The organism is Burkholderia sp. LMG 13014 (genome assembly GCF_905232215.1).
Lineage (GTDB): Bacteria > Pseudomonadota > Gammaproteobacteria > Burkholderiales > Burkholderiaceae > Burkholderia.
On the sequence record NZ_CAJNKE010000002.1, the window covers coordinates 24,234 to 38,807 of the forward strand.

Annotated in this window: 9 protein-coding genes; 6 read left to right on the forward strand and 3 right to left on the reverse strand. The window is 65.6% G+C overall.

Going from position 1 to position 14,574, the window contains the following annotated elements:
- Positions 1-317: 317 nt before the first annotated feature.
- The 3 genes from JYJ84_RS00565 to JYJ84_RS00575 form a co-directional block, all read right to left on the reverse strand.
- Positions 318-1,568, reverse strand: coding sequence for an MFS transporter (locus JYJ84_RS00565; protein WP_175221079.1), 1,251 nt, complete (start codon positions 1,566-1,568; stop codon positions 318-320).
- A 108-nt stretch (positions 1,569-1,676) separates the two neighbouring features.
- Positions 1,677-2,573: a helix-turn-helix domain-containing protein gene (locus JYJ84_RS00570; protein ID WP_175221081.1), complete on the reverse strand. Its 897-nt coding sequence runs from the start codon at positions 2,571-2,573 to the stop codon at positions 1,677-1,679.
- Between the two features lie 269 nt (positions 2,574-2,842).
- Complete coding sequence (locus JYJ84_RS00575; RefSeq protein ID WP_175221083.1) at positions 2,843-3,652, reverse strand: alpha/beta fold hydrolase; 810 nt, start codon at positions 3,650-3,652, stop codon at positions 2,843-2,845.
- 20 nt (positions 3,653-3,672) lie between these two features.
- Between JYJ84_RS00575 and JYJ84_RS00580 the strand changes: the two genes are divergently transcribed.
- The 6 genes from JYJ84_RS00580 to JYJ84_RS00605 all read left to right on the forward strand — a co-directional run bounded on the left by JYJ84_RS00580 (position 3,673) and on the right by JYJ84_RS00605 (position 14,573).
- Positions 3,673-3,942: a hypothetical protein gene (locus JYJ84_RS00580; RefSeq protein ID WP_175221085.1), complete on the forward strand. Its 270-nt coding sequence runs from the start codon at positions 3,673-3,675 to the stop codon at positions 3,940-3,942.
- Between the two features lie 348 nt (positions 3,943-4,290).
- Entirely contained in the window at positions 4,291-10,194 is a 5,904-nt protein-coding gene (gene uvrA / locus JYJ84_RS00585; RefSeq protein ID WP_175221087.1) for an excinuclease ABC subunit UvrA, read from the forward strand.
- Positions 10,195-10,592: 398 nt separating this feature from the next.
- Positions 10,593-10,880 (forward strand): DUF1330 domain-containing protein, encoded by a 288-nt coding sequence (locus tag JYJ84_RS00590; protein ID WP_122949952.1) that lies wholly within the window; start codon positions 10,593-10,595, stop codon positions 10,878-10,880.
- A 447-nt stretch (positions 10,881-11,327) separates the two neighbouring features.
- Entirely contained in the window at positions 11,328-11,843 is a 516-nt protein-coding gene (locus tag JYJ84_RS00595) for a heme-binding protein (protein ID WP_226215421.1), read from the forward strand.
- 232 nt (positions 11,844-12,075) lie between these two features.
- A complete protein-coding gene (locus tag JYJ84_RS00600; protein WP_226215418.1) occupies positions 12,076-12,915 on the forward strand; it encodes a sorbitol dehydrogenase family protein in 840 nt (279 codons plus the stop codon).
- Between the two features lie 5 nt (positions 12,916-12,920).
- On the forward strand, positions 12,921-14,573 hold the full coding sequence (locus tag JYJ84_RS00605) for a GMC family oxidoreductase (RefSeq protein WP_175221089.1): 1,653 nt from the start codon (positions 12,921-12,923) through the stop codon (positions 14,571-14,573).
- Position 14,574 lies beyond the last annotated feature (1 nt).

Here is a 14,574-nt window from a genome sequence, read left to right on the forward strand (position 1 = left end):
TTCTGCGGGACGTCGCAGATGGAGGGCATACCCATGATCCGCTCAGCGCGCGACGCGGCTTACCCGAAAGACGTTACCGACCTGATCGCGAGCCTGAGCGTGAAAATGACGCCTGCTGTTGCCAACAACGCCAGCAGCCCACCGAGACATTGATACGCTATCGGGTACCAATGGTCCTTGAGCATATCGATCTTCATCCCTTTCATGCCCTGTCTCCCGAGATTGCTTTCAAACAGGAACGCCGGCACTCGCCAACATCGATCGCCATCTGCACGCGCGAGTGACCTGGGTTCGCGCGTCGCTCCATCCGAGCCTCGTCACCGAAAAGGCTGGTACTTCCTCGCATTTCGGGTGTCGGTGCTGCGGCCGGCAGGCGACGCGCCGCGTGCCTTCGACGAAGCCCGAAGCGTCCATGCGAAAGCGAGGCCGAGCACGCCGGAGATGCAGTACCAGGGCAGTGCAGCGGCGGGCACGACGCCGGCGACGAAACCGAACATCGCGGGAACGGACGCAATCGCAATCTGGTTGATGGCCATCGCAGCACCGAGCACTTCACCGACCTGCCCATCCTCTGCGCTGTCCGACAGCCAGACCACCCACGGGCCGTACCAGCCGAAACAGCACACGCCGATCAGCACCGAGAACGTGACGACGACCCACGTCGCCGAGTGCGCGGGAAGCGATGCCGCGGCGATCAGCGCAACGGGCGTCACGCCGAGACACAGCGTGACGAGCCGGCGCTTGCCGTCGGCAACGCGATCGCTGATGGCCGACAGCGCGATCCGGCCTGCCGAGCCGCTCAACTGCACGATGAACAGCACCCACGCTGCATCGGTCGGCGAATAACCGAAGCGACGCTGCGCGAAGATCGCCCAGAAAATCGAGACCGCGGTTTGCGCGCCGACGAGCACAGCACCGACCACGGAGATTCGCCGGAATCCGGCGTCGCGGAGATGGTGCTTCAGGCCCTGCAGCGCCGACGCGGATGCACGCTGCGCATGCCGCGGCGAATTCCGGAAAACGGCGCCGTACACGATGGCGGATGCCGCGAGCACGGCGCTCGCGCCGAGCATCGCGCGCGTCCAGTCCGTGTGGATGAGCAGTGCGGGAAAGAACACCGCCGCCAGTGCGCCGCCAAGCGGTAGCGCTGCCTGCCGGACACCCATCGCAAGGCCGCGCTCGCCGGGCGGAAACCAGTGATAGATTGCCCGGCTGCCGCCCGGCTGAACCGGGCTGTAGCCGACGCCGATCATCAGCATGCCGGCAACGAGCCCCGCGTAGCCGGAGGACAGCGCCACGAGCGTCATCGCGACGCTCAATATCGCCAGGCCGAGGACGACGGGCCCGCGCTCGCCGTATTGATCCAGCACGCGCCCGACGAGTGCGAGCCCGAGAATGGGGACGACATTCGAGAACGTCGCGAGTCCGCCGATCTGGCCGAGCGAAAGTCCGAACGTCTTCTGCGCGAACGTGCCCCACACACCGATGCCCTGACTCGCGAGCGCCGCGGTCAGTTGCGTCAGTGTCGATACGCCGAGCACGTACCACCGATAGTCTGCTGACTTCAACCGGACAACTCCGTTCCAAGGCTCATGCGAATTTCGGCTGACGCGGGCTCGCGAGGCGGTCGAGCCGCGAGCGTCAGCATTCAGAGCGTAAGGGGGAGCGTCGATGCGTTATGTCGACGACAGGTCAGGACTGTCGATTTCCTGCCACTCGGCCGCGCCACGGCGCCGCAGATGTCGCGGCGAGAGGCCGAAGGCCTTGCGCACCGAGTAGGCGAAGTGAGGGGCCGAAGCGAAGCCCACGGTGTTCTGGATGTCGACTATCGGCAAGGTGGTCGAGAAGAGCAGGCGCTTCGCTTCTGCGAGGCGTGTATCGAGTACGTACTGGCCGATCGAGCGCCCCTGTTCGGCCTGGAACCATCTCGACAGCGTCCGTTCGGATGTGCCGAACTGACGCGCGAGCGTCGCGCAGGACAGATCGCCGTCGAGGTGCTCGCCGATATGAATCCTGACTTCGCGCACGATGTCCGCCGGGTCGTGCGAGCGCGACGGCGGGACGGACGTCATGATGCGACCGGCCTCCTGCAGAATGAGCAGGTCGAGTTCGTACGGCCCGAGAAGCGGGCCGGATTTTCGCGCGAGATGCGCACGCAAGCGCAGCAGGTCGGCGAGGAGCAGCGATGTTCCCCATTTCTCCGACTGTTGTATGGGCGAGCGCAGGTCCGCATTGACCCGCGGCATCAGGCTGTCGATGTTCAGGTAGTAGCAGAGATGGCGCTGTCCGGGCGTTGCGGATACGTGATGGATGTGCCGCTCGGGAACGAACCAGAGACTCCCGCTCGCCAGGACATCGCCGCGGGCCTGGCGCGGCGACGACACCGAAAAGATGCCGTCGAGCGGGACAAACAGCATGTCGCAAGCGTGGGCATGCGGGCCATTTGAATAATGGCCCTGGTTGTCGCAGTCGACGTCAAAATCGATGTTCATTGCAACGCTACGGTTAGAAGGAACACGTGAAGTGTAGGACGAATGCGGGAAAGGAGCGTTGCAGCTGGATTCCCGAGACATCGGATACGGGTTGTAACGGGAAGTCCGCAGGATGGAAATCGGAAGCCCGGGACAGGGGCAACCGGGAAACGGTATCCGGATGCGCTCGGGAGCGGCGAAGCACGGCATTCCGACTGGTTCGAGCGACCGTGCAAAGCGAGTGTCGCGAAGGCGATGCAACGACGCATGGTGGACGCTTGCGCGCCTTCACATTCACGACCTGGTTGACGAGGCCTTTCCGCACGGGGGAATCATCGTCAGCGTTCCGCTACGTCCGCCATTGCCGAACATTACAGCGATCGGATGAAATCCACGATCTTGCCCGTGACCTCCCGAGGCCGCTCGAGGCTCGGCAAATGGGCGGTACCTGAGATTGGGTGGAAGATGCCGCCAGATACGGTATTCGCGAGGTAACGACTACGCTCCTGAATGCCGGGAAGGTCAAGCTCCCCGCACATCACCAAGGTCGGCACTGAAATTTCTTCCAGGCGCCCATATGCGATCGGTGCGTCGGTGTTCATGCCTGCCGGGGGCAAACCGAGAGCGACAGCGTTCATCTCGTCAAACAGCTTGCGGGCCTCGCCTTTCACGCGCCCTTCGTGCTGAAGCGGGCCGTCAAGCCAGAGACTCGCGCGTATTGCAATGGCTTCTTCAATGTGGCTGTTGGCTTCAGCGTCTGCTAAACGGGTAATCAAATCGTCAATCTGCGGCGCATGGATTAGTTTTGGCGCGCCGGTCACACTCGGCGCCACAAGAACAAGAGCGCGAACATGTGACGGATATCGAAGCGCTGCGTCGAGCGCTATGCCGCCGCCTTGCGAGCAGGCCACCAGTATTGCAGGAGCGCCGTCTGTCACCGACTCGACAACGGCGATCAAATCCTCGACGGAAGAATGAGCTTCTGCTTCAGCAGCTGTTTCTCCAAAGCCTCGCCGATCATAGGCAATGGCTTGGCGGCGCGTGCCTATTTCACGCAATTGGTGGCCCCACATCCGGCTATCCGCAACGCGTGCGTGCAAAAACACGATCGGGTCTCCACTGCCGACGACTTCGGTCGCAAGAGCGGCGCGACCGGACGTCACCAGAACGCTGTTCTTCATGAGCTATCCGATATCTGAGAATGGACTTGACGCCCGATGTGCGGGGCGTGTCGTTTCCGGTGTCAAACGGGCCAAGCCTGGGTGAAGTTCGCCCTATCCGGCTTACGGTCATGCAAAATTTTCAGGTTTCCCGTCAGGAATGCCGGTCGAACTACGAGTGTGCCGTGTTCGCGGAGCAAGGTAGCATCAAAGACTATCGCGCGCAGTCGGTCGAGGTCGCGGCGGCGGCCTGGGCCGCAAGCAGCCTGCTGCAGCAGGGAAACAATCAGATGTCGAACGTTCCGAAATAACTGCACTTCGCCGTCCGGCCTTTCCCGATTCTTCCCGGCTCGACCGCCACCTTGAATCGGGTCTCAATCGCTCTGACAAGGCGGGGCATGCGCGATGTCCGAACCGGGTTCCAGCTTGAGCGAACAGCGTTCCGGGTAAAGTGAATCCCGACAGCCAGCCGCCTGCCCATGACGCCCCCAGGGTCGTCGTGGAAAACTGTATGAATATACAGTATAGTGTCCGTCGAAATCGAGCCGCACAGGTGCAACCCATGCAATCCTTGCGGCACGTGCGCCGCGCCTGCGGGCATCCGCCGCAGCGTTCCGGCACCGAGCACTCTGGTTAACTCATTCAGACGGGCAGGCAAATTGTCATCCAGCAATCTGATCCGCATTCGCGGAGCACGTCAGCACAACCTCAAGAATCTCGATCTCGACCTGCGCACCGGCGAGATGACGGTCGTCACCGGCCCGTCGGGCTCCGGCAAGTCGAGTCTCGTGTTCGACACGCTGTACGCGGAAGGCCAGCGGCGCTACGTCGAGACGTTCAGTGCGTACGCGCGGCAGTTCCTCGACCGGATGGATCGCCCGCAGGTCGAGCGCGTCGACGGCGTACCGCCCGCGATCGCGATCGACCAGACCAACCCGGTGCGCAGTTCGCGCTCGACCGTCGGCACGATGACCGAGCTGAACGATCACCTGAAGCTGCTGTACGCGCGCGCGGCCGAGCTGTTCGACCGCCAGACCGCGCGGCAGGTGCGGCACGACACGCCGGAGACGATCTACGCGGAGCTCGTCGCGCGCACGCAGGCGGACGATCCGCGTGTCGTCGTCACGTTCCCGGTCGAATTGCCTGAAACGGTGTCCGACGAAGAAATCGCGCAGTGGCTGTCCGCGAGCGGCTACACGCGCGTGCAGGCGCAGCGCGAGGTCGCGTCGCCCACCGGGCCGCGCAAGGTGCTCGACGTGGTCGCCGACCGCTTTCGCGTGCAGAACACCGACAAGGTGCGCGTCGTCGAGGCGATCGAGGCGTCGCTGAAGCGCGGCGGCGGGCGCGTGAACGTGTACGTGCTCGCGGCAGAGCCGGAGCAGGCGGATGGCGCGGCCGCCGAGCCGCAGGTGTGGCGCTTCTCCACCGGGCTTCACGATCCCGACAGCGACCTGCGCTACGCGGAGCCGCAGGCGGCGCTGTTCTCGTTCAATTCGGCGTACGGCGCGTGCGAAACCTGCCGCGGCTTCGGCCGCGTGATCGGCGTCGATCTCGGCCTCGTGATCCCCGACGCGCGCAAGACGCTGCGCGGCGGCGCGATCAAGCCGATGCAGACACCGGCCTGGAAGGAGTGTCAGGACGACCTGATGCGCTACGCGGCGAAAGCCGGCATCCCGCGCGACACGCCGTGGGCCGAGCTGTCGGACGCCGAGCGCGACTGGGTCGTCAACGGGTCGCCGGACTGGAACGGCAAGTGGCAGAGCCAGTGGTACGGCGTGAAGCGCTTCTTCGGCTATCTCGAGTCGAAGGCGTACAAGATGCATATCCGCATGCTGCTGTCGAAATATCGCAGCTACACGCCGTGCGACGTGTGCGGCGGCGCGCGCCTGAAGACGGAATCGCTGCAATGGCGGCTCGGCTCGAAAGAGAACGCCGACGGCGTGCTCGCGCCGGCCGGCCGCTTCATGCCGCGCGGCGTCGACTGGAGCCGTGCGCAGCTCGAAGCGCTGCCGGGCCTGACCGTGCACGACCTGATGCTGCTGCCGATCGAGCGCATTCGCCGCTTCTTCGATGACATAACCTTGCCGAGCGCGCTGCTCGACGATGCGTTGAAGCTGCTGCTCGCCGAGGTGCGCACGCGGCTGAAATACCTGTGCGACGTGGGGCTCGGTTACCTGACGCTCGACCGGCAGAGCCGCACGCTGTCGGGCGGCGAGGTGCAGCGGATCAACCTGACGACGGCGCTCGGCACGTCGCTCACGAAAACCCTGTTCGTGCTCGACGAACCGAGCATCGGGCTGCATCCGCGCGATCTCACGCGGATCGTCGAGGCGATGCAGCGGCTGCGCGATGCGGGCAATACGCTGGTCGTGGTCGAACACGATCCGTCGGTGATGCTCGCGGCCGACCGGCTGATCGACATGGGGCCCGGCCCGGGAGAGCGCGGCGGCACGATCGTCTACGACGGCACGCCGGGCGACATCCGGTCGGCGCATACGCTGACGGGCGAGTATCTCGGCGGCCGCAAGCATGTCGCGCATGCGTCGAACTGGGCACGCCGGGTGGTCGACGCGAACACGCCGCGCATCGTGCTCGAAGGGGCAAGCGAACACAACCTGCGCGACGTCACGGTCGAGATTCCGTTGCAACGGCTCGTCTGCGTGACGGGCGTGTCGGGGTCCGGCAAGTCCACGCTGCTGCAGGACGTGCTCTATCCGGCGATGGCGCGGCACCACGGCAAGGCGACCGAGTCGCCGGGCGCGTTCCTCAGCCTCTCGGGTGCCGACCAGGTGGGCGACGTCGTGTTCGTCGACCAGTCGCCGATCGGCAAGACCACGCGGTCGAACCCGGCGAGCTACGTCGGCGCGTTCGACGAGATCCGCAAGCTGTTCGCGAAGGCACCGCTCGCGCTGCAACGCGGCTACGGCGCCGGCACGTTCAGCTTCAACTCGGGCGACGGCCGGTGCCCGACCTGCGGCGGCTCGGGCTTCGAGCACATCGAGATGCAGTTCCTGAGCGACGTCTACCTGCGCTGCCCGGACTGCGACGGCAGCCGCTACCGCGCCGAGATTCTCGAAGTGCGCATCGAGCGCAACGGCCGTGCGCTGAGCATCGCCGACGTGCTGGATCTCACCGTCAGCGAAGCGGCCGCGTTCTTCGCGACCGACGCCGAGGTGCTGCGCGTGCTGCAGCCGATCGTCGACGTCGGCCTCGAATACGTGAAGCTCGGCCAGCCGGTGCCGACGCTGTCGGGCGGCGAAGCGCAGCGCCTGAAACTGGCCGGTTTCCTCGCCGAATCGGCGGCAGCCGTCAACGGGCGCCGGGTCGTCACGGAAGAGGCGCGCATCGCGCGGGCGAAGCTGTTCATGTTCGACGAGCCGACCACCGGGCTGCACTTCGACGACATCGCGAAGCTGATGCAGGCGTTCGGCAAGCTGCTCGCGGCCGGCCATTCGCTGATCGTGATCGAGCACAACCTCGACGTGATCCGCGCGGCCGACTGGCTGATCGATCTCGGCCCGGAGGGCGGCGACGGCGGCGGTCTCGTGCTGTGCGCGGGCACGCCTGACGACGTGAAGGCCTGCGCCGAATCGCACACGGGCGTGGCGCTGTTGCAGTACGACCGCGCGATGGATGCCGAACTGGCGCTCGCCGACGAAGGTAAGCCGCTGCAGGCCGTGCTGAACGCGGCGCGCGAGCGGCGTGCGATCGAAGGCGAGGATGTCGTGCGGATCGTCAACGCGCGCGAGCACAACCTGAAGGCGCTCGACGTCGACATCCCGCACGGCAAGTTCAACGTGATCACCGGCGTGTCGGGTTCCGGCAAGTCGACGCTCGCGTTCGATATCCTGTTCCACGAAGGCCAGCGCCGTTACCTCGAATCGCTGAACGCGTATGCGCGCTCGATCGTGCAGCCGGCCGGCCGCCCCGAAGTCGATGCGGTGTACGGCATTCCGCCGACCGTCGCGATCGAGCAGCGGCTGTCGCGCGGCGGGCGCAAGAGTACGGTCGCGACCACGTCCGAGGTCTGGCACTTCCTGCGGCTGCTGTACGTGAAGCTCGGCCTGCAGCATTGCATCCACGACGGCACGCCGGTTACGTCGCAATCGGTCGAATCGATCGCCGCTCAGTTGCTGCGCGATCATCGTGACGAGCACGTCGGGCTGCTCGCGCCGCTCGTCGTCAACCGCAAGGGCGTATATACGGATCTTGCGAAGTGGGCGAAGGCGCGCGGCAGCACGCATCTGCGCGTCGACGGCGAGTTCGTGCCGGTCGATCCGTGGCCGAAGCTCGACCGCTTCCGCGAGCATACGATCGAGCTGCCGGTGGCCGATATCGTCGTGTCGCCGGACAACGAGGCCGAATTGCGGCGCGTGCTCGACGAGACGCTCGAGCTCGGCAAGGGCGTGATGCATCTGCTCGCGCCGCTCGACGGGCTGCACCATGCGATGCAGAACGATCATTCGACCGCGCGTGTCGGCACGGTCAAGGTGCTGTCGGTCAAGCGCGCGTGCCCGGTGTGCGGCACGAGCTACCCGGAGCTGGACCCGCGGATGTTCTCGTACAACAGCAAGCACGGCTGGTGCACGACCTGCGTCGGCACCGGCGTCACGCTCACGCGCGAACAGCGCGCCGCGTACGACGACACGGTGCTCGCAGGCGACGATCGCGGCCGCGAGCAGACGCTGCCTTCCGACGAGCAGGAACCGGAAGGCGTGGGCAACGAGCCGTGCCCGGATTGCAACGGTACGCGGCTGAACCCGTCCGCGCGCGCGGTCACGTTCGACGCGCATCCGATCGTCGAGGTCGCGCAATGGACGGTGTCCGACACGCGCCGCTGGATTGACGAGCTGGAACTGACGGGGCGCGACGCGCAGATCGCGCGCGATATCGTCAGCGAGATCGGCAGCCGCCTCGCGTTTCTGGAGGAAGTCGGGCTCGGCTACCTGAGCCTCGATCGCGCGGCGCCGAGCCTGTCGGGTGGCGAAGCGCAGCGCATCCGGCTCGCCGCGCAGCTCGGCAGCAACCTGCAGGGTGTCTGCTACGTGCTCGACGAGCCGACGATCGGCCTGCATCCGCGCGACAACCAGATCCTGCTGGATGCGCTGCGCAAGCTCGGCGACAAGGGCAATACGCTCGTCGTCGTCGAGCATGACGAGGACACGATCCGCCGCGCCGATCACATCATCGACGTCGGCCCGGGCGCCGGCAAGCGCGGCGGCACGCTGGTCGCGCAGGGCGCGGTCGCGGATCTGGCCGCGCAGTCCGATTCGGTAACCGGGCGCCTGCTTGCACAACCGATGACGCACCCGCTGCAGCCGCGCCGCAGCGTGAGCCTGCCGGGCAAGAAGGGCGGTGCCGCGGTGCCGGATGCGTGGCTGACCGTGCATGGCGCGCGGCTGCACAACCTGCGCGACGTCACGGTCGGCATTCCGCTTGCGCGGCTCGTTGCGGTCACGGGCGTGAGCGGTTCGGGCAAGTCGACGCTCGCGCGCGACGTGCTGATGACGAACCTGCTCGACGCGGTCGGCCGCTCGGTGCTGTCGTCGCCGGCCACGCGGCGTGCGCGCAAGGCCGCGCAGCAGGACGCGCCGGCCACCAACCGCCGTTCGAGCGTGCTGGCGCGCAGCGCACCGCGGCCGTCGCTGAACGTCACACATGCGTGGCAGGGCTGCGAATCGCTGAGCGGCTGGGAACAGATCGATCGCGTGCTGGAAGTCGACCAGACGCCGATCGGCAAGACGCCGCGCTCGTGCCCGGCCACCTATATCGGCGTGTGGGACACGATCCGCAAGCTGTTCGCCGATACGCTGGAAGCACGTGCGCGCGGCTACACGGCGTCGCGTTTCTCGTTCAATACCGGCGACGGGCGCTGCCCCGCCTGCGAAGGGCAAGGCGTGCGCACGATCGGGATGAGCTTCCTGCCCGACGTGAAGGTGCCGTGCGACGTGTGTCACGGGCAGCGCTTCAACCCCGAAACGCTCGCCGTCACGTGGCGCGGCCGGAACATCGGCGACGTGTTGACGATGGAGATCGACGAGGCGGTGGAGTTCTTCGCGCCGATCTCGAACATCGCGCATCCGCTACAGCTGATGAAGGATGTCGGCCTCGGCTACCTGACGCTCGGCCAGCCGTCGCCGACGTTGTCGGGCGGCGAGGCGCAGCGCATCAAGCTCGTCACCGAGCTGACGAAGGTGCGCGACGACATCACGCGGCGCGGCCAGAAGGCGCCGCATACGCTGTACGTGCTCGACGAACCGACGGTCGGCCTGCACATGGCGGACGTCGCGAAGCTGATTCGCGTGCTGCACCGGCTCGTCGATGCGGGGCACAGCGTCGTCGTGATCGAGCACGACCTCGACGTGATCGCGGAAGCCGACTGGATCATCGATCTCGGGCCGGAAGGTGGTGTGGGCGGCGGCACGATCGTCGCGGCGGCGCCGCCGGAAGCACTCGTGCAGGTGAGCGCAAGCCATACCGGGCAGGCGCTCAGGCCCGTGCTTGCGCGAACGGGGTCGGACGAGGGGGAAGCCGCGTGTGAGGGAGAAGCGCGGGTAGGGTGAGCGTGATGCTTCGTATCGACGGCTCCGGAGCCGGGCGATGTTTTCCCCGCAGCTCACTTGCAAGTGGCTGCGGGGAACCGCTATCCGGCCCATGCACCCCTCTTCGAGGGGTGTTTTTTTTCGTGCGGCGGTCAACGCCCAGTGCCGCCGGCGTGATCGCGCGTCGCGCAAGCCGTCACAAGCTGGCAGGTCGACACAACGGTCGACCCGACCGGCGTCACACACCATCAGCTCACGCGCCCGACCGAACGGGCGCATCCATTGTTAATCCGGCTCGAATACTGAGTTGGATACAGGGGTATACGAGAAAGCACACCGCATGGTTAGGATGATTGCCGTTGGCCGACGGACGTCTCCGGATCGTCCAGTCATTCTCGAACCGCATCAGGAGTGCAATCTTGGCGACCTATATCGTCTTCACGCGTGAAAGCACGCAGGATCAACACGAACTCGACATCTACCAGAGCAAGGTCGGCGCGACGCTGGCCGGCCACCCGGTGAAGGTGCTGGCCGCGTATGGCCCGCAAGAAACGCTCGAGGGCGACGGCCCGGAAGGCGTGGTGATCGTCGAGTTTCCGTCCAGGGACGCCGCGCACGCGTGGTACGACAGCCCGGCATACCAGGCCGCCGTCCAGCATCGCTTCAAGGGTGCACGCTATCGGGCCGTGCTGGTCGAAGGGGCCTGACCTGGCCGGCGGGGGCTGCTCGCCGGCCGCCGCCACGACCATGCCATCGACCGGGCCGTATCCGTGCATTCAATTTCGTAGTCATCCTCATTAAAATTCCGTGGATGGAAACGGGATGCCGAAAGTCTCGTTGACTATCGATAGCGCCCGCGGTCTCGGGGGTGCCATGAGACGTCGGATAGCATCCGGGGCCGCAGCAATCAAGAAACGTTGTTGCATAAATACAGGCGGGTCCCCACGGCGGCCTCCGCCGCGACAGTCATGCGCGGCCGGCGCCGCATTCCAACCTCGATTACAGGCTTGCGTCATAACCTGACGGTCAGCTGCCATCCCCGAATGGAGCGGCTGCGGTGCCCATATCGACAAGGCGCCAAGTGTGCGACGCAAGTAAGATCAGCAGTTCGCCGAGCAAATCGGCCTCATCGAGCCTTTATGGAACCGTCTCTCATGTTTTCGAAAAAGTCCCGTATCTTCATTGTGGCCAGCGCCATTTTCACCGCCCATGCCGCAGCACAATCCCCCGCACCGGCACCGATTCCCGAGCAACTCCCGTACGACATCCCCTACGGTCCGCCGATTACGTTGGCACAGGCGCGCACGGCCATTACGGCAGCCGAAGCAGAGGCCCGGCGCCGAAACTGGAAATACGCGCTCGTCGTCGTCGACAGCGGCGGGAATCTGGTCTCGAGCGACAAAATGGATGGAACGCAACTCGCATCCATCGAAATCGCGGAAGCCAAGGCGCGCGCATCGGTGCGTTTCCGCAGGCAGACCAAGGACATGCAGAACGCGATCAACAACGGCGGCGCGACCGGCAACCTCAGCATTCCGGGCATTCTCGCCGGAGAGGGCGGCATTCCGATCGTGGTGGGCGGGCAACTGATCGGTGCGATCGGCGCCAGCGGTGGCGCGGGTGTGCAGGATAGCGTGATCGCGGCCGCGGGGGCGGCGGCAATCCGGTAAGTCGCCGGGCAACAGGCAAGCCGTCTATACGTCGATTATCCTTTCAAATAAATAATGTAAATCTGACGTTTTAATTTCATCTGGTTTTGCGCGTACCCGAGGCCGACTGCGGCCTGACGGATTCGCCCCGCGTCAGCCGGGATTGACTGCTCGACCCGGTCGCGAAAATACGCGATTCGATCGATATCGCTACACTTCCCCCTTTGCGATGAAAATTTGAACCGGTTGCTGGATGCAAAAATGGAACCGGTTCCATTCGCTGGCCGGATTATGCATAATCCGGCCAGATAAAAATTCGCATTGCATGGCATGTGCAATACTTGGTTCAGCCGGGCATGGTCGTTTGCCGGTGCTTTCGGACGGGTTACGCACTGCCGGTGGGGGAGGCATTCCGTCGTTTCGCGCGGAGCGGCTCCCGCCGCCGATTATTTCGAAGCAAGAAAGCCTGCGAGCAACTTCTCGCCAAAAAGACGAAAACGACATGGCCCCAAACGATCATGAAACGCGCGTCATCGCGCGCGCCGGCATTACCCGGCGAGCAGCCCTGAAAGTGATGGCGGCGGCACTGACGCAAGTCGGGCTGCTCACCGCCGCGCCAGGATCCGCATTCGCGCAGCAGCCGTCGCTCGACGCCAAGACCTTTCTCGCACTGTCGCAAGCGCTGACCGGCCACGCGAATCTCGACCCGATGACGGCCCGGCGCCTCATCGACGCGTTCCACCGCACGGACGCCGGTTTCGCCGCGCGTGCGGCCGCGCTGGCGCAACGCATGCGCGCCGGGCAGACCCCGGCACAACTGCTGGCCGATGCCGACGGCGCGGGCCTGCACGACACCGCGCTCGCGATCGTCGCCGCGTGGTACACGGGCACCGTCGGTCATGGCCAGAAGGCCGTGATGGTCACGTATGCGGATGCGCTGATGTACGACACCGTCCACGACGGGATGAGCGCGCCGACCTACTGTTCAAACGGCCCGCTGTGGTGGACCGCCGAACCGCCGCCGGCCGATGTCGCGCCGCCGCGCAAAGCCGTCGCGTCAGCCACTTCACAGCACCCGCAAACGCACGCCTGAATCTCATGAAAACTCCTGTATTTGAATCGAACGGCGACGTGTCGGCCGACGTCGTGATCGTGGGATCCGGCGTGGTGGGCGGCTTGATCGCCGACCAGCTGGTGAGCCAGGGCCATTCGGTGCTGATCCTCGAATCCGGCCTGCGCATCGAGCGTGGGCAGGCGGTCGAGAACTGGCGCAACATGCCGTTCGACAACCGTGTCGGCTCCGACTTCCAGGGGCTCTACCCGCAGGCGCCGAATGCGCCGGCCCCGCTGTATTTTCCGAAGAACAACTACGTCGGCCTGAGCGGTCCGGACGGCCAGAGTTTCCAGCAGGGCTACCTGCGCACGGTCGGCGGCACCACGTGGCACTGGGCCGCGTCGAGCTGGCGGCATCTGCCGGTCGATTTCCGGATGAAGTCGACGTATGGCGTCGGCCGCGACTGGCCGATCGCCTATGAGGATCTCGAGCCGTACTACTGCCGTGCGGAAGACGAGATGGGCGTGGCCGGGCCGAGCGACCCGGCGATGCAGTCGCCGTCGCAACGCAGCCGCCCGTATCCGATGGACATGGTGCCGTGGGGGCATGGCGACCGGCGCTTCGCCGAAATCGTCAACGCGCACGGCTACCGGTCGATCCCGATTCCGCAGGCGCGCAGCACGCGGCCGTGGCATGGCCGCCCGACCTGTTGCGGCAACAACAACTGCCAGCCGATCTGCCCGATCGGTGCGATGTACAACGGCATCCACCACATCGAGCGCGCGGAGCGCAAGGGTGCGAAGGTGCTCGCCGAATCGGTCGTCTACAAGATCGACACCGACGCGAACAATCGCGTGACGGCCGTGCACTGGTACGACGCGTCGCACAAGTCGCACAAGGCGAGCGGCAAGCGGTTCGTGCTCGCCTGCAACGGCATCGAGACCCCGCGTCTGCTGCTGCTGGCCGCGAACGAGCGCAATCCGCACGGCATCGCGAACGGCTCGGACCAGGTCGGCCGCAACATGATGGATCACTCGGGCTTCCACTGCACGTTCCTCGCGAACGAGCCGATGTGGCTCGGCCGCGGCCCCGCGCAGAGCAGCTGTATCGTCGGTCCGCGCGACGGCGATTTCCGCGGGCAGTATTCCGCGAACAAGATGATCCTGAACAACATCTCGCGCGTCGGGCCGGCGACGCAACAGTCGCTGAAGCTCGGCCTGGTCGGCAAGGCGCTCGACGAGGAAATCCGGCGGCGCGCGATCTACGGCGTCGACCTGTCGATCAGCCTCGAACCGCTGCCGGATCCGAACAACCGCCTGACGCTCAGCAAGACGCGCGTCGATCCGCTCGGCCTCGCATGCCCGGACATCCACTACGACGTCGGCGACTACGTGCGACGCGGCTACGACGCGGCATGCAAGCAGCTGTCGCACATCGGCAGCCTGTTCGACGCGGTCGAATTCAACATCACGACGACGCTGAACGCGAACAATCACATCATGGGCGGCACCATCATGGGCTCGGATCCGAAGAACTCGGTCGTCGACGGCGACTGCCGCGCGCACGACCATGCGAACCTGTGGCTGCCGGGTGGTGGCGCGATGCCGTCGGCGTCCGTCGTCAACACGACGCTGTCGATGGCGGCCCTTGGCCTGAAGGCCGCGGATTCGATTTCCGCCAGCCTCGCGAAGGGTTGAT

Coding starts and splice junctions, on each gene's coding strand:
- JYJ84_RS00605 (WP_175221089.1), top strand. CDS start 12,921: ATGAAAACTCCTGTATTTGAATCGAACGGCGACGTGTCGGCCGACGTC.
- JYJ84_RS00595 (WP_226215421.1), top strand. CDS start 11,328: ATGTTTTCGAAAAAGTCCCGTATCTTCATTGTGGCCAGCGCCATTTTC.
- JYJ84_RS00570 (WP_175221081.1), bottom strand. CDS start 2,573: ATGTCTCGGGAATCCAGCTGCAACGCTCCTTTCCCGCATTCGTCCTAC.
- JYJ84_RS00600 (WP_226215418.1), top strand. CDS start 12,076: ATGCAAAAATGGAACCGGTTCCATTCGCTGGCCGGATTATGCATAATC.
- JYJ84_RS00580 (WP_175221085.1), top strand. CDS start 3,673: ATGGACTTGACGCCCGATGTGCGGGGCGTGTCGTTTCCGGTGTCAAAC.
- JYJ84_RS00575 (WP_175221083.1), bottom strand. CDS start 3,652: ATGAAGAACAGCGTTCTGGTGACGTCCGGTCGCGCCGCTCTTGCGACC.